Consider the following 26,291-nt stretch of genomic DNA (forward strand, 5'->3'; position numbering starts at 1 on the left):
GTGAACCCGTCCCGCCTGTTCATCGAACGTCCGGTGGCTACCAGCCTCCTGATGTTCGCTATTCTGCTGAGCGGCCTGCTCGGTTTCCATTTCCTCCCGGTCTCGGCCTTGCCGCAGGTCGAGTACCCAACGATTACGGTATCGACCTTCTATCCCGGCGCCGGCCCAGACGTGATGGCCACCTCGGTCACCGCCCCGCTGGAAACCCAGCTGGGCGAAATGTCCGGGCTGCAACAAATGTCTTCCCAATCCTCAGGGGGGGCATCGGTCGTCACGCTGCGTTTCGGCCTAGATATGGCCATGGATGTTGCTGAGCAAGAGGTCCAAGCGGCCATCAATAATGCTCAGTCTCTTCTGCCATCTGACCTGCCAGCCCCACCAATCTACGCGAAGGTCAACCCGGCAGACACACCCGTTCTGACCTTAGGCATTACATCCAAAGTCTTACCCCTCCCTGAGGTAGAAGACTACGTCAACACACGCCTTGAGCAAAAAATCAGCCAGATCTCCGGCGTCGGCCTCGTGAGCCTTTCTGGCGGCAACCGCAAGGCCTATCGTGTTCAGGTCAACATCCCGAAACTGACCTCCTATGGTATCGCTATTGATACCCTCCGGACCATTATCGGCACCGTTAACATCAACTCACCAACAGGCACGTTTGACGGCCCCAAACGGGCCACAACACTCCGCATTGATGGTCAGATTTCTTCAGTCCAACAGCTTATGGACCAAGTCATCGCCTATCAAAATAACGGTCCAATCCGCCTGCGGGACGTCGCCAAAGTCGTAGAAGGCGCTGAAAACACTCAACTCGCCGCTTGGTCAAACCGCAACCCAGCCCTCGTGCTGAACATTCAACGTCAGCCCGGCGCCAACGTTATCTCCGTCGTCGACAACGTACTGCGCGTTCTGCCACAACTCAAACGTGATCTTCCACCGGGGATCGACATCACCCCACTGACCAACCGCACCACAACCATCCGCGCCTCTGTCTCGGATGTTGAAGTAGAACTTGGCCTCGCCATGCTGCTCGTCGTGGGTGTGATTTTTGTTTTCTTACGGAATATCCCCGCCACTATTATCCCCAGCCTGTCCGTACCGTTGTCACTGGTCGGCACCTTAGCCGCCATGTATCTGCTCGGCTTCTCGCTGGATAACCTCTCACTCATGTCGCTCACCATCGCGACAGGCTTCGTCGTGGATGACGCCATTGTCGTCATTGAAAACATCGCACGTTACGTAGAAGAAGGCGAAGACCGCTACACAGCCGCCATCAAAGGCGCGGGGGAAATTGGCTTTACCATTATCTCCCTTACCGTCTCCCTCATTGCGGTGCTGATCCCTCTGCTCTTCATGCAAGACGTGGTCGGGCGTTTGTTCCATGAATTCGCCATGACCTTGTCCATCACCATCGCCATCTCAGCCGTCGTCTCCATTACCCTCGTCCCGATGATGTGCGCCCGCATTCTCACAGACACACATGCACCCTCACAAAACAAAGGAATCTGGGGCCGCCTGTCTGACACCACAGAACGCGGGATCAACGCACTCATCCGCGGTTATGGCCGCTGGCTGGATGTCGTCCTGCGCTTCCGTGGGCTGACCCTTCTAGCCACTTTGGGCACAATTATTCTTACGGCTGTTCTAGCCATCAACATCCCCAAAGGCTTCTTCCCCACACAAGATACAGGCGTGGTACAAGGCATTTCCGTCATGCCTCAGACCATTTCCTTTGACGGCATGAAAGAACGTCAGGCAGAGCTTGGCCGTGTCATCCTCACGGATCCAGACGTTGCCAGCATTTCATCATTCGTTGGTATCGATGGGCAGAACATGACGCTCAATGTCGGGCGTTTCCTCATCAACCTCAAACCACGCGAACAGCGCAGTTCCAGCTTGCAAACCATTCTTGACCGCCTGAGTGATAAAGGCCGCCAAGTCGCGGGTGCCCGCCTGTACACACAGCCTATTCAAGATCTGTCTTTGGATACCTCCGTATCAGCGACACAGTACCAGTTCATTCTGGAAAACCCCGATTACGACACGTTCCAAATATGGGTCCCAAAATTCATTGCAGCCCTCCAAAAGGAGCCTGCTCTTGCAGACGTCACGTCAGATCTGCAGGCCGAAGGCCTCACCGCTGAAGTCACGCTCGACCGTACAACAGGCGCACGTTACTCCATCACACCACAAACGGTGGATAACCTGCTCTATGACAGCTACGGCCAACGCCAAATCAGCACGATCTACACGCAATCCAACCAATATCGCGTGATCCTAGAGGCAGACCCTGCCCTCCAAACCGATATCAACTCCCTAAACCGTCTCTACCTCCCCGGTATTTCCTCAGAGGCGGGCGGCAGTACCTCAGGCCCAACACGCGCACCAACCGCAGGTTTGGTGCCCCTCAATCAAGTGGTGACGGTCACACATAAGTTCATGCCGTTGCTCATCAGCCATTATGGACAGTTCCCCTCCACAACCGTCTCATTCAACGTGGCCGCAGGACACTCCTTGGGCGAAGCAACCACGGCTATTGACCGCGTACGCGCTAACCTCAACCTGCCCCCAGCCTTCCAAACTGCCTTCCAAGGAACAGCTGCAGCTTTCCAAAACTCTCTAGGCAATGAAGTCTGGCTCGTTCTGGCGGCATTAGTCGCTGTCTATATCGTGTTGGGTATTCTCTATGAGAGCTTCATCCACCCAATCACCATTCTCTCCACTCTGCCATCCGCTGCAATCGGCGCGTTGGTCGGGCTAGAACTCTTCGGCATGCCACTCGACGTCATGGGTATTATCGGCATCGTCCTGCTCATCGGTATCGTGAAGAAAAACGCCATCATGATGATCGACTTCGCACTCGAAGCCGAGCGCACCGACGGGAACTCCCCCCTTGAGGCCATCCGCCGCGCTGCCCTCTTGCGCTTCCGCCCCATCCTCATGACCACATTGGCCGCACTCTTTGGGGCCTTGCCCCTCATGTTCGGCAGTGGTGTCGGTTCTGAACTGCGCCAGCCGCTTGGCGTCACCATTGTGTGCGGCCTAATGCTCTCACAACTCCTGACGCTGTTCACAACACCCGTCATTTACCTGTTCATGGATAAGATCGGCCGCCGCGTCAGCGCAGCCTTCACCAAAGAACAACACCATGACCGCCCATCGGCACCGCATCAGGCATAATCGTGCGCTTTATCCACCTCTTCGTCTCTAGGCCAATCGGCACCACATTGCTGGCACTAGCCATCCTGATCGGGGGGGTATTGGGGTATCTCAACCTCCCAGTTGCCGACCTCCCGAATGTGGACTTCCCCGTCATTGTGGTGACCGCCTCTCAGCCCGGCGGTTCTCCTTCGGAGATCGCCAGCACAGTGGCCGCACCACTCGAGCGTCATCTCGGTGCCATTTCTGGCGTTACCGAGATGACGTCTCAATCCATGGTGAACCAAACCCGCGTCACCCTCCAATTTGATCTCTCGAGGGATATTAATGGTGCCGCACGTGATGTCGCATCAGCCTTGCAAGGCGCACGCCAAGACCTCCCCACCACACTACGCAGCAACCCCTCTTACAATAAAGCCAACTCCAACGGCCCACCCGTCATGGCCTTTGCCCTGACCTCCACCACACATACCCCCGAAGCCTTGTACGATTACGCTAGTAACGTGCTGGTCCAACAACTGAGCCAAGTAGATGGCGTCGGGGAAGTCGATATCCGCGGCAGTGCACTCCCCGCCGTCCGTGTGGACCTCAGCCCGTTTCAACTTTTTCACTACGGCATTGGCTTCGAAGATATTCGGGCGGCCCTTGCCTCAGCCAATGCCCACACGCCCAAAGGCTTCATTGACACACACGGGCAACGCCTCACCATTGCCACCAATGACCAAGCGACCAAAGCGGCTGAATACCAAAACCTGATCGTCGCTTACCGCAACGCCTTGCCCGTACGCCTGTCCGATGTCTCAACCGTGACAGACAGCGTTGAAGACATCCGACAAGCAGGGTTTTTCAACGGCCAACGCGCTATTATTTGCACCGTCTTTGCTCAAGGCGGAGCAAACGTCATTCACACCGTGGATAGTATTAACCAACGCTTGGCCGCCATCCGCGCTACCCTCCCCGGTGACACAGAACTCCATCCCGTCATTGACCGCTCCAAAACCATCCGCGCCTCCCTGAATGAAACGCAGCAAACCCTCATCATCGCGGTCATTCTTGTGATTGGCGTTGTCCTGCTCTTTCTTCGCAGCGCATCTGCCATTCTCATCCCCGCGATTGTCGTGCCAGTCTCTATTATCGGTACTTTCGGGGCCATGCTGCTACTGCATTACCAACTCGATAATATGTCGCTGATGGCCCTCACTATCGCCACTGGCTTTGTCGTGGACGATGCCATCGTCGTTCTAGAGAATATCGCGCGTTATATCGAAATGGGCCACTCACGCGTCAAAGCCGCCATACTAGGCGCCAGTGAAGTCGCCTTCACGGTTCTGTCCATCACAGTATCCTTAGTGGTTGTCTTTGCTCCCATTTTTCTAATGGAAGGCATTGCAGGCCGCCTCTTTCATGAGTTTGCCATGACCATGGTGGTCACACTGGCCATCTCACTGATCCTCTCCCTCACCCTGACGCCCATGCTCAGCGCGCTTGTTCTCAAACAACACACGCATGAGCAAAAATCTGGCCCGCTTGCCGCTATAGATCGCGCTTTAGAAACAATCCTCAACGCGATCACTGCGGGCTATGCCGCCTCTTTAGGCTGGTGCTTACAACACCGCCGGCTCGTTGCCCTCTCTCTCCCTGCAACCATTATTCTCGCCTGTGCCTTGTTCATCCGCATGCCCAAAGGTTTCTTTCCCGCGGAAGATACCGGGCAAGTCATGGGCCGTGTCGTCGCAGATCAGTCCATTTCGTTCCACGCCCTGCAGGCCACCACCGCCCGCGCCATGCACAGCATCGCTTCTGACCCAGACGTCGCTGGTGTCATCGGCGGTGTCGGTGGCCGCTCTTCCAACTCTGCCAACGTCTTCATAGGGCTTAAACCCAAAGAAGACCGCTCAGATTCCATCGCTGAAATGACAGCTCGCATCACGCAACATTTCGGCCACCATCCAGGTGCACAACTCCGCCTGATGTCCGCAGGTGGAGTACGCGTCGGCGCCCGCAGCGGTGACGGCGCGTATCAATACACCCTCAAATCAGCTGATGCCGAAGAGCTTTTCACTTGGACGCCCCGCATCACCGAAGCCCTATCCCACATCCCATCTATCATGGATGTCTCCTCCGATGCCGAACAGGGCGGACAGGCCATTGCCCTCTCCCTCGCCCGTGATACAGAATCCCGTTACGGCATCACCCCCCAGCTGATTTCCAACGCTCTCTATGATGCATTCGGCCAACGGGCTGCATCCATCATGTATAAGAATCTCAACCAATACCGCGTTGTCATGGGTGTCGCCCCAGAATACACCACCTCCCCCACCATGCTGAACCAAATGTGGGTCAGCATCTCAGGCGGCACCGCTGCTGGTGGCGTATCTTCCAACAATATCCGCGTCCGATACGGTGCTTCCACGACCCTCTCTCAGAGTGAGCGCTCTTACCTCAACTCACAGGCCAATGCCCTCGCCGGCGGGCGCAGCGCATCCTCCGGCGCTGCCGTAACCACAAATGCGGAAACAATGGTTCCCCTCTCGGATGTTGCACGTCAGCGCCTGACCAATACTGCTCTTACCATCAACCATGACGGCCAGTCCGTTGCCGTCACCATTTCCTTCAACCTCGCCCCCGGCGCAGCACTCGGTCCAACCGTCAGCGCGATACAAACCGCTATGACCAAACTCCACGTGCCACCCACCATCCAAGGTGGCTTCGCCGGAAATGCCGCCGCTTTTCAAAAATCCACCAGCGATGAACCTCTGCTCATCCTTGCTGCCTTAGCGGCTGTCTATATTGTGCTCGGCGTTCTGTATGAGAGCCTCATCCATCCCCTCACCATTCTCTCCACCCTGCCTTCAGCGGGTGTAGGCGCGCTCCTAGCCCTGCGCATCGCCGGAGAAGATTTCTCTCTCATGGCCATGATCGGCGTAATCCTTCTGATCGGTATCGTGAAGAAAAATGCCATCATGCTGATTGATTTCGCCTTAGCAGCACAACGCAAAGGCGCAACCGCCTTGGAAGCCATTCATGAGGCCAGCCTCCTACGCTTCCGCCCCATCCTCATGACATCCCTCGCAGCCGCCCTCGGAGCACTGCCACTTATCCTCGGTAACGGCTATGGCAGCGAGCTCCGTCACCCACTTGGCATCGCCATTCTTGGGGGCCTCATGGTGAGCCAATTGCTCACCCTGTACACAACCCCCATTATTTTCCTCATTCTGGAGCGCTTCGGACAATGGGTAAAAACCCTACCACAGCGCATCCTCTCTCTTCTGCCTTTCGCTTCACACCGGGAGCATAAAACCCCATGACAACGTTCCGCCTCTCCTCTCTGCGCGCCCTCTTACTCGGCACTTTGGCGGTTCCCGCTCTCAGTGGCTGCATGGTTGGCCCTGATTACAAACGCCCCAAAGCGATTATCTCTTCCCAATTCAAAGAAAGCCCGCCACCTGCAGGCTGGGGCAAAACACAGCCTGACCTCGCCAAACTGCCCAAAGGCGATTGGTGGACCATTTTCAATGACGCCACTTTGAACGAACTCGAAAACCGCGTTGCTACATCCAATCAAAGCTTAAAGGAATACGAAGCCCAATACCGTAAAGCCGCCAGTACGATTGATTCCGTACGCGCACAACTTTACCCTACCCTGAGCGGCTCCTTCAAATTCAACCGTAACGGCGCCAGTTCCGCCACCTCCAACACATGGAGCACAGGCCCTTCCGCAAGTTGGACGATTGACGTCTGGGGACGCATCCGCCGCCAAGTGGAGCAGCAAGTCGCCGCCACACAAGCAGATGCTGCACTCGTTGCCGCAATGCGTCTGTCCTACCAGCTTCAACTCGCACAGGATTATTTTGACCTGCGCTATCAAGACAGCCTGATTGATCTCTACACCCGCAACGTCGCACTCTACACCCGCAACCTACAGATCGTACAAAACCAACTCGATGCTGGCGTTTCAGACCCAACCGCCGCCCTACAAGCACGCTACCAACTTCAATCCACACAGGCGAGCCTAGCTAACGCACATGTTGCGCGCGCCCAATACGAACACGCCATTGCCGTCCTAACAGGGCGCACACCTGCCGAAGTGACCATCCCCGCCGCACCACTGCCCAATACGCTACCATCAGCACCCGTCGCCGTACCATCCACCTTGCTTGAACGCCGCCCTGACGTCGCTCAAGCCGAGCGTAACATGGAAGCCTATAACGCTGAGATTGGTTACGAAATCGGCGCGTATTATCCAGAGATTTCGCTTTCCGCAAGCTACGGCTATAGCGGCAACCCGATCCAACAACTCATTCAAACGGCAACACGCACATGGGGCCTAGGCGCTGCGGCCTCTGAAACCATCTTTAACGGTGGCGCTCGTTCTGCTGCGGTTCGTGGTGCCGAAGCAGACTACGACAATGCGGTAGCCACCTATCGTCAAACCGTCCTTGCCGCCATGCAGGACACCGAAGACCAACTATCAAATCTGCACTACCTCGACCAACAACTCACGATGCAAAATCAAGCCACAGCCACCGCACAAAGCGCCGTGCGTGTCGCAACCAATGAATATCTGGCTGGCACCCAAATCTACACCACCGTCATCACCTCAGAGCAAACGGCGCTACAGTACCAACAAACACAACTCAGTATTCGCCAACAGCAATTCCTCGCTGAAATCAAACTCCTGACAGACCTCGGTGGCGGCTGGAACTCGACGAGCGTACCGAGTAAAGATGGTCTCCAAACTGATAACCCCCTTCTGCCGTCTTTCATTCAAAAAGACACAAATGGTGCACGGCCCACTCCCTGACCTGCACGGCAAATCACATAAAAAAAGGCGACCTAACAAGGTCGCCTTTTTTATTGAGTGATGTTGGCCCAATCAGAGCATGCTGATCCCAGCCAAGCCCAGCACAATGACCAAAATAGTCAGGACGATAAACACAACGAACAGAAACTTCGCAATACCTGCTGCTGCTTCCGAAATGCCCGTAAAGCCAAAGACACCCGCAACAACAGAGATCAAGAAAAAGATGATCGCCCATTTGATCATGACACATGCCCCTTCAGGAAAAGTTTAGTAGAGGCAGAACGCTAGGTTCATTCAGAAGTTTTACCGCGCTTAAACACAAAGCGACCAATCAAAGCGCCTAAACCAGCGGCAAGCAATATCCAAAGCCATGGCTGGTCAATTACTAAATCTTCCAACAAATCCCGTGCAGCCTGAATACCACGACAGCACGAACGGGATTCAAGCTGCTTATCCTCTCCTGAAACACATGTCTCTAACGCCATAACCCACCTGCTCCTCTGTGACTGAACCGAGAGTACAAAAAAAGGCGGCCCCGCAGGACCGCCTTCCTTATACCATCAAAAGCGATGGGAAACGTTAGTGACCGACCACCGTCGTTTTTTCACCACGTGCTTCCATCTCTTCCGTGTAGCGACGTGCTTCCGGAGAAATCGTCAGTGCCATCGTACCCACTGCGGACAGCAGATAAATGCCAGCGAACGTCCAGATCACATAGCTCATGCCTGGGCCGAACACGGCACCGCACAGAGAAACAATCGCCGGACCGACCCAGGTAGATGCACCAGCACCCAAGCCCAAGATGGACAAAGCAGCCGCTTTCTCACGCGGGCAAATCTGCGGCATCAAACCAGAAAGTGGTACGAAAGCCGCAACCGCAGCACCATACAGAACACCAGCCGCAGCCACTGCCCAGAAATTACCCGGGAACCAGATCGGCGTATAATAGAACAGCGGGATAGAGACAAAGCCACCAACACCGCCGAACACAGCAACCATGAAACGATGGCCCAAGCGGTCCGCAAGCATCCCTGAAACAAGGTTAAAGAGGATATTGCTCAGGAAGATGATGGACAGAATGTCCAACCACTGCCCCAATGAGAAGTGCAGATGATCCACAAAGAAGGACGGCATCACAGCCAAAAACGCATACTCAGAAGACGTATCGATTACACGGACGATACCCGCGATCAACGTCTTCGGCTCACGCCACATAATGCTCAACGAGCCAAAGAAAATTTCTTTGGTTGAGACATGCTCAGGCAGCAAACGCTTCTTACCCGTCGGCTCATGCGTAAACAACAACGCAATCAAACCACCAAGAATCACCAGCCCCAAAGAGCACCAGAACGTGTTCAGCTCACCAATCGCAGGAATAGTGTAACGCGCAAACTGAGAACCCAATGTCGGCAAACCTGCCGAGAATGAGAACCAGAACCAACCCGCAGCTGAGCCCAGCATAGGTGCAGGCGTTGCTGCTGCAATCCACACCAAGAAACCATAGGCAAACAGCGGATACGCAAAGCCACGCAATGTATAAAATAGCAGGATCATCGGACCATTATTAGGACCAAGACCGAAGGTCAAAAACGCAACCTCCAGAACAGACCACAGGACCAGACCAATCCACATCACCTTTTTCGGCCCCATCAGATCAGAGAGTGGCCCAGAGAACCACGCTGCAATCATCACGGTCACACCATAGAAGGTGAACAATTCATTCACAAAATTTTGCGAATGCCCATTATGCAGCATGAACGTGTCGAGGTAACCAGCCTCAACACCATCGCCGACCATGAACAAAAGCTGACCGACAAAAGCCCAGAACAGTGCCGGTGGAATTCCTAGGATCTCCGCAAGACCTCGTCTTTTCGCGGTAGATTCGGACATTAATGCTCTCCAGACAAAAGGCGCGTCATGATTCTACCTTCGACCTCATTGCCGAAAAAGAATTGAAAGCGACGCGTCGTTGCAGGCTCTACGAGAGTGCTCGAGCCTATTCAGGATAATGATACAGAAAAAGCGGAAACCCGAAGGGTCTCTCAAACCGACCTTAAAATAAGGCTTCACAACGAAAAAAACGTTTAAGTTCTCTAAAATGAGAACATTTTCTGCACCTGTTGCCGTAAAGATACAAAATTTTACCACGAAAGTGAAGCAAAAAAAAAGCCGGAGCACCTAAATGCCCCGGCTTTCTCTCTTTTGCTATCTGCAAAGATTAAGCAGCGTCAACCTGCTCAACTTCTGGCTTCGGACCACTGTCCTTGCCCTTTGCATCAACATCACGATCGACCAGCTCGATCACAGCCATGTCAGCGTTATCACCATAACGCATGCCAGCCTTCAGAACGCGGGTGTAACCACCTGCACGTGCCTTGTAGCGTTCTGCCACTGCACTGAAGAGCTTGCTGACAACTGCGTCATCACGCAATTGAGCAAAAGCTTGACGACGAGCATGCAGGTCACCACGCTTACCAAGCGTAATCAACTTTTCTGCAACCGGGCGAAGTTCCTTCGCCTTTGGCAGAGTTGTGGTGATCTGCTCATGCTTGATGAGCGCTACCGCCATGTTACGGAACATGGCAGCGCGATGAGACGAGGTGACGTTGAGCTTACGCCCGCTCACTCCATGACGCATTGCTAGTTTTCCTTACCTTAGAAGTTCTCAGAACGTCTCGTCGAGACGCTTGGCCAGATCCTCGATGTTCTCGGGCGGCCAGGCTGGAACGCTCATGCCGAGCGACAGCCCCATACCGGTGAGAACTTCTTTGATCTCGTTGAGCGACTTGCGCCCGAAATTCGGCGTCCGGAGCATTTCCTGCTCGGATTTCTGAACCAGATCACCGATATACACAATGTTGTCGTTCTTGAGGCAGTTTGCACTGCGGACCGACAACTCGAGTTCGTCAACCTTACGCAGCAAGTTCCGGTTGAACGGAAGATCGTCTTCCGGCTCTTCATGCTGAACAGGGCGCGGCTCGTCGAAGTTGATGAACAACTGAACCTGATCCTGCAGAATACGCGCAGCAACAGCCAGCGCATCTTCAGGCGTAACAGCCCCATTTGTTTCAACAGTCAGCAGCAGCTTGTCATAGTCAGTTACCTGACCAACACGCGTCTGCTCAACTTTGTACGACACGCGACGTACCGGCGAGTAGATAGCATCAATGGGGATCATCCCGATTGGTGCTTCTTCAGGGCGGTTAGCCGCAGCAGCAACATAACCCTTACCCATGTTGACGGTGAACTCCATTCCGAGCTTCACACCATCATCAAGAGTGCAGATTACCAAATCAGGGTTCATGACTTCAATGTCATGACCAGCCTGAATCTGGCCTGCCGTTACTTCGCCCGGACCGGTTGCGGTCAGGATCATGCGTTTTGGCCCCTCACCATGCATACGCAGGGCAAGTTGCTTAACATTAAGCACGATATCCGTAACGTCTTCACGTACACCCGGAACAGCCGAGAACTCATGCAGAACACCATCGATCTGCAATGCCGTCACGGCTGCGCCCTGCAAGGAAGACAGGAGAATACGACGCAGGGCATTACCCAACGTCATACCAAAACCGCGTTCCAACGGCTCGGCCACAACGGTGGCAACGCGCGAAGCAACCGGGCCGGGTTCGACTTCAAGCTTCTCGGGCTTGATGAGGGACTGCCAGTTTTTCTGGAGAACCAAGGTCGTGGCCTTTCAAACAACGAAGCCCGCCAACGATCATTGGCGGCACCTGGCCCGCACGGGTTGTGCGGAAGAAGATGCGATCACTGCGAAGGCTGCCGACCACACCGGATCGACAGCCTGACATCACTTAAACGCGGCGGCGCTTACGCGGACGACAGCCGTTATGGGGAACCGGCGTCATATCGCGAATAGACGTAATGGTGAAGCCAACAGCCTGCAATGCACGCAGCGCACTTTCACGCCCCGAACCTGGACCCGAAACTTCGATCTCAAGCGTTTCCATGCCGTGTTCACGTGCTTTACGGCCTGCATCTTCTGCAGCAACCTGAGCAGCATACGGCGTAGACTTACGCGACCCCTTGAAGCCCTGAGCGCCTGAAGAAGACCATGCAATTGCATTGCCTTGCGCGTCAGAGATCGTGATCATGGTGTTGTTGAACGTTGAAAGCACGTGAGCAACACCAGAGATGATGTTTTTACGCTCTTTCTTACGAATACGTGGTGCAGCGGCCTTAGCCATGTGAGAGGTCGTCCTGTAAGTTTCAGAAAAGGGTCAAAAGACCAACGCTATTAGCGTGTAGCCTTCTTCTTACCAGCAATAGCCACTGCCTTACCCTTACGGGTACGTGCATTGGTATGCGTACGCTGACCACGAACTGGCAGGCTACGACGGTGGCGCAGGCCACGGTAGCTACCCAGATCCATCAGGCGCTTGATGTTCATTGCCGTTTCACGGCGCAGATCACCTTCAACGCGCAATTCGTTGTCGATCAGTTCACGAATCTTTACGATTTCGTCGTCTGACAGTTCGTTAACGCGCTTAGCTTCGGGGATACCGAGCTTCGTGCAAATTGACTGCGCCGTTGACGGACCAATGCCGTAAACATAGCGCAGGCTGATGACCACCCGCTTGTTGGTCGGAATATTTACGCCGGCAATACGTGCCACGTTACTTCTCCCATCGACGCGACCGCAGCCACGTCCACCTATAAAAAACCGGTCGAAACCGGACCATACTTATACGCCAAACCTGTCGATTCACCGATTCTAACGGAGAATCACAAGGCATAACCGCAGTGATGTCGAGGGCGCGCAATATACTGCCCACCCCCTAAGTGTCAAATGCCAATGATCACATCTTCGTGATAATTGGCATTTTCTCCTCTTTTACGGCCATTATTCCACGTAATTAACGTGCAATCCCAGCCAAAAGAGCATCCAAAGCGCCACCAACAGCCTCAACGGATTGCATGCCATCAATACGGCGCAAACGACCTTCACGCTCATAATACGGCAAGATCGGCGCTGTCTGATCGCGATAAACTTGCAGACGGGAACGTACAACCTCTGGCTCATCGTCTTTACGACGCGTACCGTCTTCTGTTGTGCGCGCAGCAATACGTTCAACCAATTGCTCTTCTGAAACATCCAAAAGAACAACCGCATCAATCGTCAAATTGCGCTTTGCTAACATGGCATCCAGCGCTTCTGCTTGGCTTTCCGTACGAGGAAAACCATCCAGAATGAAACCTTGAGCACAATCAGCTTGGCCAATACGGTTCTGAATCATCTCAACGATGATCGGATCAGGAACGAATTGCCCTTTCTCCATAATGGCTTTTGCTTCACGACCAATAGTCGTTCCCGCTGCCACCTCAGCACGCAGCATATCCCCCGTAGAGATCTGCTTTAAGCCATATTTCTGTTCCAGACGCTTCGCCTGCGTCCCTTTACCGGCACCCGGAGGGCCAAGAAGAATAATATTCATCGACGACGAATTCCTCCCGCCATACCAGAGCGAGGGCCACGCCCACGCTGCTTACGGATCAAACCTTGATATTGATGCGCTACCAAATGAGACTGGACTTGCGTCACGGTATCAATAGTCACAGACACGATAATGATCAGGCTCGTCCCGCCGAAATAAAACGGCACATTATAACGGCTAATCAAAATCTGCGGCAGCAAACACACAACAACAAGATACAAAGCACCAATCGTCGTCAGACGAGAAAGGATGCGATCAAAGTAGCGTGACGTACTTGCCCCTGGCCGCACACCCGGAATGAAACCACCCTGCTTACGCAGATTTTCTGCAGTCTCTTCTGGGTTAAACGTAACGGCTGCATAGAAATAGGAGAAGAACAGAATCATAGCGGCATAAAATGCCATGTATAAAGGCTGCCCCTGCCCCAATTGCTGCCCCAAAGTCGCCAACCAACCCGGCATGTTGTGATTGCTCACAAAACCAGAAATCGTAACCGGAATTAGCAAAACCGAAGATGCAAAGATTGGTGGAATAACACCAGCCGTATTCACCTTCAGCGGCATATGCGTCGATTCACCACCGAACATACGATTGCCCATCTGGCGCTTAGGGTACTGGATCACCACACGGCGTTGCGCTTGCTCCATAAACACGATGAACGCGATAACCAAAATGGCCAGCACGAGAAAAATCACCACGAATACAGGAGATAAGGCGCCCGTACGCCCCAACTCAAACAAACTCGCAAGAGCATGCGGCAGGTTCGCAACAATGCCAGAGAAGATAATCAGCGAAATGCCATTACCAACACCACGTGAGGTAATTTGCTCCCCGATCCACATCAGGAACATTGTACCGCCAACCAGCGTTACAACACAGGATATGATGAAGAACAGGCCCGGTGACACCACGGCACTGGCACCATGAGAAGTCATATTCTCAAGGCCAACAGCAATCCCATAAGCCTGGAAAAGCGCGATCAAGACGGTCAGGTAACGCGTATAAGCATTCAGCTTTTTACGCCCTGCCTCTCCTTCTTTCTTCAACGCATCCATTGACGGCACAGCCGTCGAAAGCAGCTGAATAATAATCGAGGCGCTGATGTAAGGCATAATGTTCAATGCGAACACGGTCATACGCCCCAAAGCGCCCCCCGTGAACATATCAAACATGCCCAAAATACCGCCCTGATGCTGGGCCAATAGCTGCCCCATCACCGTCGCATCGACACCAGGAACGGGGATATACGTTCCTAAGCGATAAACAACGAGCGCAATCAAGGTGAACCAGATGCGCTTCTTAAGTTCAGTCGCCTTAGCGAAGGAACCCATATTGAGATTGGCGGCAAGCTGCTCTGCTGCGGAAGCCATCCACCTGTCCTTTCACGAAAACAGCGTCGCCGCACATAAGTACGGGACGCTGCTTATCCTGTCACCACCAAGACTATCGTTTTGCCCATATTTCACGAACAAAACGATAGCAAAGGTTTAGTGAACTTAGCCTTCAGCCGAAGCGTCCGCTTTCGGCGTTGCAACCTTGACGCTGCCACCGGCCTTCTCAACAGCTGCAACAGCAGCAGCAGAAGCACCAGCAACTTCAATCGTCAGGCTTTGGCTCAATTCGCCCTTAGCAAGCAGACGTACACCGTCTACCTTACCACTGACGAGGCCAGCTGCACGCAGCGTTGCTTCGTTCACAACCGCAGCGGCATCAAGCTTACCAGCTTCAATTGCCTTAGAAAGTGCACCCAGGTTTACTGGAGCATATTCTTTACGGAAGATGTTCACGAAGCCGCGCTTCGGCATACGACGGTACAGCGGAAGCTGACCACCCTCAAAGCCGTTTAGCGAGACGCCTTCACGTGCCTTCTGACCCTTGACACCACGACCAGAGGTCTTGCCCTTACCAGAGCCGATGCCACGTCCAAGACGCTTCTTGCGATAACGTGCGCCTTCGTTGTCACGCAGTTCATTCAAGTTCATGTCAGCCCTCCACCTTGATAAGGTGAGCAACCTTGCGGATCATACCACGTACAGCTGGAGTATCTTCCAGTGTACGGGTTGAACCAATGCCGCGCAGACCAAGCCCAACGATCGTTTCAGCTTGACCAGGCTTACGCCCGATCACTGAAGCAATCTGCGTGACCTGAAGAGTTTTGCCTTGCTCAGACATTTGCACCCTCCTCGGTCTGGACTTGCTCGCGCTTACCGAAAAGTTCAGCTGCCTTCTTGCCGCGACGAGACGCGACCAGACGTGGGCTGCTGGCCTTTTCAAGCGCTGCAAATGTTGCCTTGATCATGTTGTGCGGGTTCCGCGTACCCAGGCTCTTAGCGACAACGTCGTTAATACCCAAGCTTTCGAAGACTGCACGCATCGGACCACCAGCGATGATACCGGTACCTGCTTCAGCCGTACGAACCACAACCTTGCCAGCACCGTAGTGACCGAACAGATCGTGATGCAGCGTGCGGCCTTCCTTCATAGGAACGCGGATCATCGTGCGCTTTGCACGTTCCGTAGCCTTACGAATAGCTTCCGGAACTTCACGTGCCTTACCAGCGCCGTAACCGACACGGCCCTTCTGGTCTCCCACAACGACCAGTGCAGCAAAAGCAAAGCGACGACCGCCCTTTACTACCTTTGCAACACGGTTGATCGTTACGAGCTTGTCGACCAGATCGTCGCCCTGCTCACGCTCACGACCACCACGGCCGCCTTCTCTTGGCTCACGTGCCATGTGTGATCCTCCTTAGAACGAGAGCCCGCCCTCGCGGGCAGCCTCGGCCAGGGCCTTGACCCGACCATGATACATATAAGAGCCGCGATCGAACACGACAGTGCTGACGCCTGCTGCCACACCACGTTCTGCGATCAGCTTGCCAATAATGGAAGCTGCGCCAACGTCTGCACCAGTCTTGCCAGCTGAACGGATGTCCTTCTCCAGCGTGGAAGCGCTGGCGAGCGTACGACCCTGCGCATCGTCGATGATCTGCGCGTGAATGTGCTTGCTGGAACGGAAGACCGACAAACGCGGCCGGCCGCCGCTCTTGCGACGAAGCTGGAAGCGCAGCCGCTGACGGCGGCGTTCCTGCAATCCTTGCTGCGATGCCATTATTTCTTCTTACCTTCCTTACGACGCAGAACTTCGGTCTCGTAACGAACGCCCTTGCCCTTGTAAGGCTCTGGACGACGGAAGCTACGGATATCCAGAGCTACCTGACCAACGCGCTGCTTGTCATTGCCTTCGACGACGATAGCCGTCGGACGCGGCGTCGTGATCTTAATTCCAGCAGGAATCGGATACACAACGTCGTGCGAAAAGCCGAGGTTCATCACCAAGTTAGAGCCCTGAACAGCAGCACGGAAACCCGTACCCTGAATTTCAAGAGCCTTGGAGAAGCCCGTTGAAACGCCCTTGATCATGTTGGCAATCAACGCGCGCGTTGTGCCCCACATCGTCCAGTTTTCGCGCGAACGGCGACCAACTGGTGCGACTTCAACAGAGTTCTCGACGACTTTTACGTCGACGTGACGGGAAATTGGCATCGACTGTTCGCCGAGCTTACCCTTCACAGTGATAACGCCATTCGCCAGAGAAACCTGAACGCCTGACGGAACCTCTACCGGATACTTACCTACGCGAGACATGCGATCCTCCTTAGAAGACGCGGCACAGGACCTCGCCACCAACATTGGTAGCGCGGGCCTCGACGTCCGAAAGGACGCCACGCGGAGTGGACAGGATCGACACACCAAGACCGGCGTAAACGCGCGGCAGTTCCTTGATCTTCGAATAAACGCGACGGCCCGGCTTAGAGACACGGTGGATCTCTTTAATAACCGGCTGACCTTCAACGTATTTCAGCTCGATACGAAGCTGAGAAACACCCTTACGGACTTCTTCTGAAGAGAAACCACGGATGTAGCCTTCACGCTTCAGAGCTTCCAGGACGCTTGCACGCAGCTTTGACGCAGGAGCAACACAGGCCGCATGACGCGCACGCTGCGCGTTGCGGATCCGGGTGAGCATATCACCCAACGGATCAGACAGAGACATTTATTCGCTCCCTTACCAGCTCGACTTAACCATGCCAGGAATCTGACCCGTAGAAGCCAGATCACGCAGAGCAACACGGCAAAGCTCGAACTTGCGATAGTTCGCACGGGGGCGACCCGTCAATTTGCAGCGCAGACGAACGCGGGTTTCCGCACCGTTACGCGGCAACTGTGCCAGCTTCAGCGTCGCTTCAAAGCGGTCTTCGACCGACAAGGAGCGATCCTTGATAATATTTTTCAACGCGGTCCGCTTCGCCTTATCGCGCTTTGCCATAGCAGCACGACGGTTGTTGCGGTTTACCGCTGAGATCTTCGCCATCTCGAATTTTCTCCCGGAACCTGTCAGGCCAATCCCGACGGTTTTCCAATCGACGCCTCTATATAGGAAACCGGCCTCCCAATGGAAGGCCGATTCTCTATTTTTTGGCACGATCGGTCTGAAAAAATGATGCGATCAGCCTTGGAAAGGCAGTTTGAAAGCCTTCAGCAACGCTTTAGCTTCCGCATCAGTCTTCGCCGTGGTCACAAAAATGATGTCCATACCACGTACGGCATCGATTTTGTCGTATTCGATTTCCGGAAAAACGATCTGTTCCTTGATGCCCATGGCAAAGTTGCCACGACCATCAAAGCCCTTGTTTGCCGGAAGACCACGGAAGTCACGGATGCGCGGCATCGCGATCGTCACCAGACGATCGAGGAATTCGTACATACGTGCGCGACGCAGGGTCACCTTACAACCAATGGGCAGACCCTCACGGATCTTAAAGCCAGCGATTGCCTTACGTGCCAGCGTCTTCACAGGCTTTTGCCCAGAAATTGCTGTCATTTCAGCAACAGCAGCGTCCAGTTTTTTCTGGTCACCAGCTGCTTCACCAACACCCATATTCAGCACGATTTTCTCGAGCTTAGGCACCTGCATCGGGTTCGCGTAGTTGAACTGCTCAAGCAGTTCTTTCTTCAGAACCGTTTCGTAGTGCTGCTGCAGACGCGGCAGCACGGACGTGTTGTCAGTCATCTTGCGCTCCTCAGCCCTCGATCACTTCGCCGGTTGCCTTAGCAACACGAACTTTGCGACCGTCTTCCAGAACGCGGAAACCAACGCGAGTCGGCTTGCCGCTTTTCGGATCAACCAGCTTGAGGTTGGAAAGGTGAATCGGCATTTCACGTTCGATAATGCCGCCTTCGCTCCCCATGCGGTTAGGCTTCGTGTGACGCTTAGCAACTGCTACGCCCCGCACGACAGCTTTTTCAGCTTTCGGCAGAACAGAAAGCACTTCGCCGCGAACGCCACGTGACTTGCCAGAGAGTACCAGAACCTGGTCACCCTTTTTAATACGAGCAGCCATTATAGCACCTCCGGAGCCAGCGAGATGATCTTCATGAACTTGCGCGCACGCAGTTCACGAACCACCGGGCCAAAGATACGCGTACCGATTGGCTCTTGCTGCTTATTGATCAGAACAGCAGCGTTCTTATCAAAGCGAATAGCAGAACCATCAGCACGGCGCACTGGGTAAGAGGTACGAACGATGACGGCTTGATGCACGTCACCCTTCTTCACCTTACCGCGAGGAATTGCTTCCTTGACGGATACGACAATGATGTCGCCGACCGAGGCAGTCTTCCGCTTGGAGCCGCCCAGTACCTTGATGCACTGCACCCGACGCGCGCCGGAGTTATCGGCTACGTCAAGGTTGGTCTCGGGATGAATCATGTGCCTACCCCCTTATGCGCTAACGGTAGAGGCCTGAACCAGGTCCTCTCCGTTACGACCGACGACAGACCATGTCTTGCGCTTGGAGATGGGTGCGCATTCTTCAATGCGAACAACATCACCAATTTGGCAGACATTGGCTTCATCATGAGCCGCATACTTCTTAGAGCGGCGGATGAACTTCTTATAGAGCGGGTGCATCACACGACGATCAACAAGAACGGTAACCGTCTTGTCCATCTTGTCGCTCGTGACCCGACCTGTCAGGACGCGCCTTGGCATCGTCCGTCTCCTCTCAGGACTCTGCGGCGGACGTTTTTGCGCCCGCACGGTTCTTCGACTGTGTAGCCAACGTCTTGATACGTGCAATCGCACGACGCACGACCTTAACGCGGCTGGTGTTTTCCGACTGCCCTGTGGCAGCCGAGAAACGTTGGTTGATCTGCTCACGCTTGAGATCGATCAGAAGAGCTTTCAGCTCATCTTCACTCTTCGCCCGCAGATCAGCAGGCTTATATGTGTCGGCCATCTCACGCGTCTCCGATACGCTGAACGAACTTGGTCTTGATCGGGAGCTTTGCAGCGCCCAGGCTCAGAGCCAGACGTGCAACCTCGGGGGGTACACCCTCGATCTCGAACAGGATACGACCCGGCTTGACGCGTGCTGCCCAGTACTCTGGTGAGCCCTTACCGGAGCCCATACGCACTTCTGCCGGCTTTGTCGAGACTGGAAGATCCGGAAAAATGCGAATCCACACACGACCCGCACGCTTCATTGCACGAGTAATGGCTCGACGTGAAGCCTCAATCTGACGCGCCGTGATCCGTTCTGGTTCCAGCGCCTTCAGACCATAAGCTCCGAAGTTCAGTGTTGTTCCGCCTTTCGCGAGGCCGTGGATGCGACCCTTATGCGCCTTACGAAACTTTGTCCGCTTTGGGGAAAGCATGTTGTTAAATCCTCAATGCACCTGCAAGGAGTTACGGGCTTGCGCCCGTACCTCAACGTTGCGGAGCCTGCTCCGCGGCACGACGATCCTGTGCCATTGGGTCATGCGCCAGGATCTCACCCTTGAAGATCCACACTTTCACGCCGCAGGTTCCGTAAGTCGTCATAGCCGAAGCTACACCGTAATCGATGTCTGCACGCAGAGTGTGCAGCGGCACGCGACCTTCACGATACTTTTCATCACGAGCGATTTCTGCACCGCCTAGACGGCCAGAACATGTGATTCGAATGCCTTGCGCACCAAGACGCATAGCAGACTGAATCGCACGCTTCATCGCACGACGGAAAGCAACACGACGTTCGAGCTGCTGAGCAATGTTTTCAGCAACCAGCGTTGCGTCGATTTCCGGCTTGCGGATTTCAACGATGTTCAACGCCACGTCGGTCTTGGCCATACGGCTGAGCTCCTTGCGGAGCGCATCGATGTCCTGACCCTTCTTGCCGATCACAACGCCCGGACGAGCAGCATAGATCGTAACGCGCGGCTTCTTAGCCGGACGCTCGATAACCACGCGAGACACGCCTGCACCTGAAAGCTTACGACGCAGATGCGTACGCAGCTTCAGATCTTCATGGAGCAGACGAGCATAGTCGCCATCTGCATACCAACGGCTGTCCCAAGTACGATTGACGCCGAGCCGAAGCCCGATCGGATTGACCTTATGTCCCATTGATCAGGCTGCCTTCTGCTCTTTGTCGGTTTCCGGTGCTTCCGCACGTTCAGCCACAATGATCTTCAGATGGCTGAAGAACTTTTCGACTCGTGCAGAACGACCACGACCACGCGCATGAAAACGCTTCATGACAATGGACTTGCCAACTTCAGCTGTCTTCACCACCAGACGGTCAACGTCCAACTGATGGTTGTTTTCAGCGTTAGCAACGGCGCTTTCCAGCGTCTTCTTAACCTGCTGAGCAATGCGACGACGTGAGAACGTCAATGCTGCAATTGCCTTGTCAGCAGGCTGGTTGCGGATCATTGCCGCAACCAGGTTAAGCTTGCGCGGGCTGACGCGGATGTTGCGCGTAATTGCCTGCGCTTCCGTGTCCGCAAGCGTGCGGATATGCTTCGGCTTGCTCATGTTCAGCCCCGCTTCGACTTCTTGTCGGAGCCATGACCGGTATATGTCCGTGTCGGTGAGAATTCACCGAACTTGTGACCAACCATGTTCTCCGTTACCTGCACTGGCAGGAACTTGTGACCATTATAAACGCCGAACGTCAGCCCGACGAACTGCGGCAGAATCGTAGAACGACGTGACCAAATCTTGATCACTTCATTACGACCTGAAGCACGTGATGCTTCAGCTTTGCCGAACAGATACCCGTCAACGAACGGGCCCTTCCAGACGGAACGTGCCATCTCTATGTGCCCCCTCTTACTTACCGCGGTTGCGGCGACGGATAATCAGGCTGTCCGTCTTCTTGTTAACACGTGTCTTGTAACCCTTTGTCGGTACACCCCAAGGTGTAACCGGATGACGACCACCGGAAGAGCGGCCTTCACCACCACCATGTGGGTGATCAACTGGGTTCATGACAACGCCACGGTTGTGTGGACGACGGCCCAACCAACGTGAACGACCGGCTTTACCCATGTGCTGGTTCATGTTGTCGGGGTTAGAAACCGCGCCGACAGTTGCCATGCACTCACCACGAACAAGACGCAGCTCACCGGACTGCAGCTTGATCTGGGCGTAACCGTTGTCCTTACCGACCAGTTGCGCATACGTACCAGCTGAACGTGCCAGCTTGCCACCAGCGCCCTGCTTCAGCTCGATGTTATGCACGATCGTACCAACCGGCATAGAGCCCATTGGCATAGCGTTGCCCGGCTTTACGTCTGTGCGGTGACCCGCAACAACACGATCACCAGCCTTAATACGCTGTGGTGCCAGGATGTAAGCCAGTTCACCATCATCATACTTGATGAGTGCGATAAAGGCTGTACGGTTTGGATCGTACTCAAGACGTTCAACCGTTGCCGCAACGTCGAACTTACGACGCTTGAAATCGACATAACGGTAGGACTGCTTGTGCCCGCCGCCACGGAAACGAACTGTCGTACGACCGTGGTTGTTACGGCCGCCAGACTTCGTCTTACCTTCCGTCAGCTGCTTGACCGGCTTGCCCTTCCAGAGCTCGCTACGGTCAATCAGCACGGTGCCGCGTGTGCTCGGCGTCGTGGGATTAAAGTGCTTCAATGCCATGGTAGTGTACCCCGCCTCAGCCCAGCTTTGCGGTCAGGTCAATGGATTGACCTTCTGCGAGCTGAACATAAGCCTTCTTGATGTCGGAACGACGACCGGGACGCCCCTTGACGCGCTTGATCTTGCCCTTCTGGACCAGCGTGCTTACGCCAGAAACCTTTACGTTGAAGAGCTTTTCAACAGCGGCCTTGATCTGTGGCTTCGTCGCCGTCAGCGCGACCTTGAACACGACCTGGTTACGTTCTGAAAGAAGCGTAGCCTTTTCCGTGATCAACGGTGCACGCAGCACGTCGTACAACGCTTCCTGCGAGAGATTCTCAGCAGCTTTGCGAGCATTCATGACGATAGGTAAAGTCATGCCAAGCGCTCCTTCAGCCCCTCAAGACCAGCGCGCGTGATAACCAGCACGTCATGGTTGAGAATGTCATAGACGTTCGCCCCGAGCGTCGGGATGACGTCAATCTTTGGCAGGTTCGCAATTGCACGAGCGAACAGCTCATCAACCGTACCATCCACGAACAGCGCAGAGGTCAGGCCAAGAGCTTGCAGCTTTGCTGCAGCTTCACGCGTCTTGCTTACGCCGTTTGCTGTTTCCAGCACGATCAGCTTGCCATCAGCAGCCTTCTGCGACAGCGCAGAGATCAGGCCAAGACGACGAACCTTTTTAGGCAGGTCATAGCCATGATCACGGACAACCGGACCATGAACAACACCACCCGTACGGAATTGCGGCGCACGCAATGAGCCCTGACGTGCAGAACCCGTACCTTTTTGGCGGTAAGGCTTCTTCGTCGTGCCGGAAATTTCGCCCATACCCTTGGTACGATGCGTGCCTGCACGGCGCTTTGCCAACTGCCAGTGAACAACACGAGCCATAATGTCGGCACGTGGTGCTACAGCGAAAATCTCTTCCGGAAGCGTGATTGAACCTGCGCTACCGTTATCGAGGGTCTTGATATCGTACTGCATACCCCTCGTCCTCAACCGGCGGCTGCCACGGATGCTGCCGGGTACGGCGCATCGGCATGGCGAGCCTTCTTGATTGCATCGCGAATCAGCACAACGCTGTCTTTCGCACCTGGAACCGCACCCTTGACCATCAACAGGTTGCGTTCTTCGTCGACAGCCGCGATCTCAAGGTTGAGCGTCGTAACGCGCTCATCACCCATATGACCCGCCATCTTCTTGCCCTTAAAGACCTTACCAGGATCCTGGCGTTGGCCTGTAGAACCGTGAGAACGGTGACTGATGGACACGCCGTGCGTGGCTTCAAGACCTGCGAAGTTGTGACGTTTCATAACGCCCGCAAAGCCTTTACCTTTGCTCTGGCCCGTAACGTCAACTTTCTGCCCAACAACAAAGTGAGCCGCTGACAGCTTGGTACCAGCTTCAAGCACTGCGTCTTCCGCTACGCGGAATTCCACAAGATGCTTCTTCGGCTCAACTTTAGCGCGCGCAAAATGACCACGATTGGCCTTGGTGACGTTCTTCACCTTTGCGTTGCTCAAGCCAAGCTGAACAGCTGTATAGCCGTCGCGCTCGTTTGTGCGAGCGTCCACCACCTCAACGTTGTCAAGATGAAGGACCGTTACAGGCACATGAGTGCCATCATCCTTAAACAGCCGGGTCATACCCAGCTTCTTTGCAATCAATCCGGTACGCATCGTCTGGACCTTAGAGTTTGATCTCGACATCAACGCCAGCGGCGAGGTCGAGCTTCATGAGGGCGTCCACGGTCTGCGGGGTCGGCTCAACAATGTCGAGCAGCCGGCGGTGAGTCCGAATTTCGAACTGTTCGCGGCTTTTCTTATCCACGTGTGGAGAACGGTTCACCGTGAACCGTTCGATATGCGTCGGCAGCGGGATCGGACCCCGAACCCGCGCACCCGTACGCTTCGCCGTGTTTACGATCTCTTTAGTGCTGTTGTCCAGCACGCGATGATCGTACGCCTTTAGGCGAATGCGGATGTTCTGGTTGTCCATAGTCTTATTCGTCCAACTCAAAAATTCGGGCGTCGTCCTGCTACTGCCGTGACTGAAAGGAACCCCGGCCGGATAATCCGACCGGGGCCCTTCCGCCAACGGCGAGACGCAGGAGATTAGGCGCTAATGGAAGAAACCACGCCTGCACCCACGGTACGGCCACCTTCGCGAATTGCGAAGCGCAGGCCTTCATCCATGGCGATAGGAGCGATCAGCTCCACGTCCATAGCAACGTTGTCGCCCGGCATGACCATTTCGGTGCCTTCCGGAAGCTGAACAACGCCCGTCACGTCAGTCGTACGGAAGTAGAACTGAGGACGGTAATTCGTGAAGAATGGCGTATGACGCCCACCTTCTTCCTTCGTCAGGATGTAAGCTTCAGCCTTGAAGGTCTTATGAGGCGTAATGGAGCCTGGCTTTGCCAGAACTTGACCACGCTCAACGTCTTCACGCTTCGTGCCACGAACCAGTGCGCCAATGTTATCACCAGCTTCACCACGATCGAGCAGCTTACGGAACATTTCAACACCCGTAACGGTCGTCTTCGTCGTGTCCTTAAGACCAACGATTTCAACTTCGTCACCAACGTTGATCACGCCACGCTCAACACGACCCGTTACCACCGTACCACGACCTGAGATCGAGAACACGTCTTCGATCGGCATCAGGAACGGACGGTCAACCGGACGCTCTGGCTGCGGGATGTACGCATCAACGGCATCCATCAGCTCTTTAACGCGGTCTTCACCGATTGCAACGTCACCGTCTTCGAGAGTTACCAGAGCGGAACCCTTGATGATGGGGATATCGTCGCCAGGGAACTGGTAAGATGACAGAAGTTCACGAACTTCCATTTCGACGAGCTCAAGAAGCTCTTCGTCATCAACTTGGTCAACCTTATTCAGGAAGACTACCAGAGCCGGAACACCAACTTGACGTGCAAGCAGGATGTGCTCACGCGTTTGCGGCATTGGGCCGTCAGCAGCGGAAACCACCAGGATCGCGCCGTCCATCTGCGCCGCACCCGTGATCATGTTCTTCACGTAGTCGGCGTGACCAGGACAGTCAACGTGAGCATAGTGACGGTTAGCCGTCTCATACTCAACGTGAGCCGTTGAAATGGTGATACCACGAGCACGCTCTTCCGGAGCCGCGTCGATCATGTCGTACGCGCGGAATTCAGCACCACCAGCTTTTGCCAGCGTCTTGGTGATCGCAGCCGTCAGCGACGTCTTACCATGGTCAACGTGACCAATGGTGCCGATGTTCAGATGCGGCTTATTCCGCTCGAATTTAGCCTTTGCCATCGTCTCTCTCCAAAACCCCACCTTTCCATAAGGCGGGGGTAAGACTGAAAAGTTCTTCCCAGTGAGTGCCTCAGAAAACTGAGACACTGCCGGAAGCCCTTTAGCGGGTTCTGTTTACCAGCGATAGTGGCTGAACGCTTTATTCGCTTCAGCCATACGGTGGGTGTCTTCGCGCTTCTTAACTGCTGAACCACGGTTGTTCACCGCATCCATCAGTTCGTTCGAGAGGCGATCACACATTGTGTTTTCACCACGCTTACGAGAAGCATCGATAAGCCAGCGGATCGCCAGCGCCTGACGACGTTCTGCACGAACTTCGACAGGAACCTGATAGGTTGCACCACCGACGCGACGTGAGCGGACTTCAACAGCCGGCTTCACATTGTCAAGCGCAGAGTGGAACATAGCAACCGGATCAGCAGAAGATCCACCACGGCTACGCAGAACTTCAAGCGCACCGTAAACGATGCCCTCTGCCGTGGACTTCTTGCCGTCATACATCAGCGCATTCATGAAGCGCGTGATGACAACGTCACCGAATTTTGGATCAGGAAGGATTTCACGCTTTACAGCGCGGTGACGGCGACTCATGC

At 54.6% G+C, this 26,291-nt stretch carries 35 protein-coding genes; 3 read left to right on the forward strand and 32 right to left on the reverse strand.

Features of this window, described 5'->3' with window-relative positions; all coding sequences use genetic code 11:
- From KB213_RS03740 to KB213_RS03750, 3 genes are read left to right on the forward strand one after another with little or no spacing between them, the layout of a single operon-like run.
- Positions 1–3,180: an efflux RND transporter permease subunit gene (locus tag KB213_RS03740; protein WP_211680717.1), complete on the forward strand. Its 3,180-nt coding sequence runs from the start codon at positions 1–3 to the stop codon at positions 3,178–3,180.
- Between the two features lie 2 nt (positions 3,181–3,182).
- Positions 3,183–6,467: an efflux RND transporter permease subunit gene (locus KB213_RS03745; RefSeq protein WP_211680718.1), complete on the forward strand. Its 3,285-nt coding sequence runs from the start codon at positions 3,183–3,185 to the stop codon at positions 6,465–6,467.
- Positions 6,464–7,963 carry an efflux transporter outer membrane subunit gene (locus KB213_RS03750; protein WP_211680719.1) on the forward strand — a complete coding sequence of 500 codons (1,500 nt, stop codon included), beginning with the start codon at positions 6,464–6,466 and terminating at the stop codon, positions 7,961–7,963. Before KB213_RS03745 ends, KB213_RS03750 begins: the two co-directional genes overlap by 4 nt.
- 72 nt (positions 7,964–8,035) lie before the next feature.
- Here the strand turns inward: KB213_RS03750 and KB213_RS03755 are convergent, their stop codons facing one another.
- The 32 genes from KB213_RS03755 to rpsG all read right to left on the reverse strand — a co-directional run bounded on the left by KB213_RS03755 (position 8,036) and on the right by rpsG (position 26,289).
- On the reverse strand, positions 8,036–8,206 hold the full coding sequence (locus tag KB213_RS03755) for a DUF1328 domain-containing protein (protein WP_211680720.1): 171 nt from the start codon (positions 8,204–8,206) through the stop codon (positions 8,036–8,038).
- Positions 8,207–8,253: 47 nt separating this feature from the next.
- Positions 8,254–8,448: a DUF883 C-terminal domain-containing protein gene (locus tag KB213_RS03760; protein WP_211680721.1), complete on the reverse strand. Its 195-nt coding sequence runs from the start codon at positions 8,446–8,448 to the stop codon at positions 8,254–8,256.
- A gap of 94 nt (positions 8,449–8,542) precedes the next feature.
- Positions 8,543–9,853, reverse strand: coding sequence for an MFS transporter (locus tag KB213_RS03765; RefSeq protein WP_211680722.1), 1,311 nt, complete (start codon positions 9,851–9,853; stop codon positions 8,543–8,545).
- Between the two features lie 328 nt (positions 9,854–10,181).
- Positions 10,182–10,601: a 50S ribosomal protein L17 gene (gene rplQ / locus KB213_RS03770; RefSeq protein ID WP_068169795.1), complete on the reverse strand. Its 420-nt coding sequence runs from the start codon at positions 10,599–10,601 to the stop codon at positions 10,182–10,184.
- Positions 10,602–10,628: 27 nt separating this feature from the next.
- The gene (locus KB213_RS03775; protein WP_211680723.1) at positions 10,629–11,648 is read right to left on the reverse strand and encodes a DNA-directed RNA polymerase subunit alpha; all 1,020 of its coding nucleotides are present in this window, start codon (positions 11,646–11,648) and stop codon (positions 10,629–10,631) included.
- Between the two features lie 130 nt (positions 11,649–11,778).
- Complete coding sequence (gene rpsK / locus KB213_RS03780; RefSeq protein ID WP_007282744.1) at positions 11,779–12,171, reverse strand: 30S ribosomal protein S11; 393 nt, start codon at positions 12,169–12,171, stop codon at positions 11,779–11,781.
- Between the two features lie 50 nt (positions 12,172–12,221).
- On the reverse strand, positions 12,222–12,599 hold the full coding sequence (rpsM, locus tag KB213_RS03785; protein ID WP_068169788.1) for a 30S ribosomal protein S13: 378 nt from the start codon (positions 12,597–12,599) through the stop codon (positions 12,222–12,224).
- Between the two features lie 241 nt (positions 12,600–12,840).
- Positions 12,841–13,419, reverse strand: a complete 579-nt coding sequence (locus tag KB213_RS03790) for an adenylate kinase (RefSeq protein WP_211680724.1) — start codon at positions 13,417–13,419, stop codon at positions 12,841–12,843.
- The gene (secY, locus tag KB213_RS03795) at positions 13,416–14,789 is read right to left on the reverse strand and encodes a preprotein translocase subunit SecY (protein WP_211680725.1); all 1,374 of its coding nucleotides are present in this window, start codon (positions 14,787–14,789) and stop codon (positions 13,416–13,418) included. Before secY ends, KB213_RS03790 begins: the two co-directional genes overlap by 4 nt.
- A 126-nt stretch (positions 14,790–14,915) precedes the next feature.
- Complete coding sequence (gene rplO, locus KB213_RS03800) at positions 14,916–15,401, reverse strand: 50S ribosomal protein L15 (RefSeq protein ID WP_211680726.1); 486 nt, start codon at positions 15,399–15,401, stop codon at positions 14,916–14,918.
- Position 15,402: 1 nt separating this feature from the next.
- Positions 15,403–15,591 (reverse strand): 50S ribosomal protein L30, encoded by a 189-nt coding sequence (gene rpmD / locus KB213_RS03805; protein ID WP_068169774.1) that lies wholly within the window; start codon positions 15,589–15,591, stop codon positions 15,403–15,405.
- Positions 15,584–16,156: a 30S ribosomal protein S5 gene (gene rpsE, locus KB213_RS03810; protein ID WP_068169772.1), complete on the reverse strand. Its 573-nt coding sequence runs from the start codon at positions 16,154–16,156 to the stop codon at positions 15,584–15,586. Before rpsE ends, rpmD begins: the two co-directional genes overlap by 8 nt.
- A gap of 12 nt (positions 16,157–16,168) precedes the next feature.
- Positions 16,169–16,531, reverse strand: coding sequence for a 50S ribosomal protein L18 (gene rplR / locus KB213_RS03815; protein ID WP_068169770.1), 363 nt, complete (start codon positions 16,529–16,531; stop codon positions 16,169–16,171).
- Positions 16,531–17,067 carry a 50S ribosomal protein L6 gene (rplF, locus tag KB213_RS03820; RefSeq protein ID WP_068169769.1) on the reverse strand — a complete coding sequence of 179 codons (537 nt, stop codon included), beginning with the start codon at positions 17,065–17,067 and terminating at the stop codon, positions 16,531–16,533. Before rplF ends, rplR begins: the two co-directional genes overlap by 1 nt.
- 10 nt (positions 17,068–17,077) lie before the next feature.
- A complete protein-coding gene (gene rpsH, locus KB213_RS03825) occupies positions 17,078–17,476 on the reverse strand; it encodes a 30S ribosomal protein S8 (protein WP_068169766.1) in 399 nt (132 codons plus the stop codon).
- Positions 17,477–17,488: 12 nt separating this feature from the next.
- Complete coding sequence (rpsN, locus tag KB213_RS03830; protein ID WP_068169763.1) at positions 17,489–17,794, reverse strand: 30S ribosomal protein S14; 306 nt, start codon at positions 17,792–17,794, stop codon at positions 17,489–17,491.
- A gap of 135 nt (positions 17,795–17,929) precedes the next feature.
- Complete coding sequence (gene rplE, locus KB213_RS03835; RefSeq protein WP_068169760.1) at positions 17,930–18,493, reverse strand: 50S ribosomal protein L5; 564 nt, start codon at positions 18,491–18,493, stop codon at positions 17,930–17,932.
- Between the two features lie 10 nt (positions 18,494–18,503).
- Positions 18,504–18,824 carry a 50S ribosomal protein L24 gene (rplX, locus tag KB213_RS03840; protein WP_068169758.1) on the reverse strand — a complete coding sequence of 107 codons (321 nt, stop codon included), beginning with the start codon at positions 18,822–18,824 and terminating at the stop codon, positions 18,504–18,506.
- The gene (gene rplN, locus KB213_RS03845; RefSeq protein ID WP_007282731.1) at positions 18,824–19,192 is read right to left on the reverse strand and encodes a 50S ribosomal protein L14; all 369 of its coding nucleotides are present in this window, start codon (positions 19,190–19,192) and stop codon (positions 18,824–18,826) included. Before rplN ends, rplX begins: the two co-directional genes overlap by 1 nt.
- Before the next feature lie 12 nt (positions 19,193–19,204).
- Positions 19,205–19,474, reverse strand: coding sequence for a 30S ribosomal protein S17 (gene rpsQ, locus KB213_RS03850; protein ID WP_068169756.1), 270 nt, complete (start codon positions 19,472–19,474; stop codon positions 19,205–19,207).
- A 13-nt stretch (positions 19,475–19,487) separates the two neighbouring features.
- A complete protein-coding gene (rpmC, locus tag KB213_RS03855; protein ID WP_068169753.1) occupies positions 19,488–19,721 on the reverse strand; it encodes a 50S ribosomal protein L29 in 234 nt (77 codons plus the stop codon).
- 1 nt (position 19,722) lies between these two features.
- On the reverse strand, positions 19,723–20,139 hold the full coding sequence (rplP, locus tag KB213_RS03860) for a 50S ribosomal protein L16 (protein ID WP_068169748.1): 417 nt from the start codon (positions 20,137–20,139) through the stop codon (positions 19,723–19,725).
- A 52-nt stretch (positions 20,140–20,191) separates the two neighbouring features.
- Complete coding sequence (rpsC, locus tag KB213_RS03865; RefSeq protein ID WP_068169746.1) at positions 20,192–20,869, reverse strand: 30S ribosomal protein S3; 678 nt, start codon at positions 20,867–20,869, stop codon at positions 20,192–20,194.
- Positions 20,870–20,872: 3 nt separating this feature from the next.
- Positions 20,873–21,280, reverse strand: a complete 408-nt coding sequence (gene rplV, locus KB213_RS03870) for a 50S ribosomal protein L22 (RefSeq protein ID WP_068169740.1) — start codon at positions 21,278–21,280, stop codon at positions 20,873–20,875.
- Between the two features lie 2 nt (positions 21,281–21,282).
- A complete protein-coding gene (gene rpsS, locus KB213_RS03875; RefSeq protein ID WP_011251962.1) occupies positions 21,283–21,561 on the reverse strand; it encodes a 30S ribosomal protein S19 in 279 nt (92 codons plus the stop codon).
- A 16-nt stretch (positions 21,562–21,577) separates the two neighbouring features.
- Complete coding sequence (gene rplB, locus KB213_RS03880; RefSeq protein ID WP_068169736.1) at positions 21,578–22,408, reverse strand: 50S ribosomal protein L2; 831 nt, start codon at positions 22,406–22,408, stop codon at positions 21,578–21,580.
- Between the two features lie 16 nt (positions 22,409–22,424).
- Entirely contained in the window at positions 22,425–22,766 is a 342-nt protein-coding gene (locus tag KB213_RS03885) for a 50S ribosomal protein L23 (protein WP_068169733.1), read from the reverse strand.
- Positions 22,763–23,377, reverse strand: a complete 615-nt coding sequence (gene rplD / locus KB213_RS03890) for a 50S ribosomal protein L4 (protein WP_068169730.1) — start codon at positions 23,375–23,377, stop codon at positions 22,763–22,765. The genes KB213_RS03885 and rplD overlap by 4 nt, the downstream gene beginning before the upstream one ends.
- A gap of 11 nt (positions 23,378–23,388) precedes the next feature.
- Positions 23,389–24,072, reverse strand: a complete 684-nt coding sequence (gene rplC, locus KB213_RS03895; RefSeq protein WP_068169728.1) for a 50S ribosomal protein L3 — start codon at positions 24,070–24,072, stop codon at positions 23,389–23,391.
- A gap of 10 nt (positions 24,073–24,082) precedes the next feature.
- The gene (gene rpsJ, locus KB213_RS03900; RefSeq protein WP_007282720.1) at positions 24,083–24,391 is read right to left on the reverse strand and encodes a 30S ribosomal protein S10; all 309 of its coding nucleotides are present in this window, start codon (positions 24,389–24,391) and stop codon (positions 24,083–24,085) included.
- A gap of 116 nt (positions 24,392–24,507) precedes the next feature.
- A complete protein-coding gene (gene tuf / locus KB213_RS03905) occupies positions 24,508–25,698 on the reverse strand; it encodes an elongation factor Tu (RefSeq protein ID WP_068169725.1) in 1,191 nt (396 codons plus the stop codon).
- A 114-nt stretch (positions 25,699–25,812) separates the two neighbouring features.
- On the reverse strand, positions 25,813–26,289 hold the full coding sequence (gene rpsG, locus KB213_RS03910) for a 30S ribosomal protein S7 (protein WP_211680727.1): 477 nt from the start codon (positions 26,287–26,289) through the stop codon (positions 25,813–25,815).
- Positions 26,290–26,291: the final 2 nt, after the last annotated feature.

This window comes from Neokomagataea anthophila, from assembly GCF_018122595.1.
Lineage (GTDB): Bacteria > Pseudomonadota > Alphaproteobacteria > Acetobacterales > Acetobacteraceae > Gluconobacter > Gluconobacter anthophilus.